This is a genomic window from Winogradskyella poriferorum (assembly GCF_050618035.1).
GTDB classification, from domain to species: Bacteria; Bacteroidota; Bacteroidia; order Flavobacteriales; family Flavobacteriaceae; genus Winogradskyella; species Winogradskyella poriferorum_A.
In genome coordinates, this window is the sequence record NZ_JBODPY010000104.1 from 1 (window position 1) to 240 (window position 240).

At 35.0% G+C, this 240-nt stretch carries 1 protein-coding gene; it reads left to right on the forward strand.

Translation table 11 applies throughout. The annotated features are described in order from the left end of the window. A partial coding sequence (locus tag ACRHOC_RS15095) for a GNAT family N-acetyltransferase (protein ID WP_431159437.1) occupies positions 1-231 on the forward strand: 231 nt, incomplete at its 5' end. Positions 232-240: the final 9 nt, after the last annotated feature.

Genomic DNA, 240 nt, shown 5'->3' on the forward strand with positions numbered 1-240 from the left:
GATTTATACCCTTGGTTATGTGCCTTATATATTGAAGAACAACATCGTGGTACTGCGTATGCAAGAATCTTAATTGACTATGCGAAAAAAGCTACCAAATCAGCTGGTTATGAATTCTTACATCTTTGTACAGGGCACATTGGCTATTATGAAAAATACGGTTTTGAATATATCGGTAATGGGTATCATCCTTGGGACGAGGAGTCACGAATCTATCAGATTAAACTTTAAATGAAATAA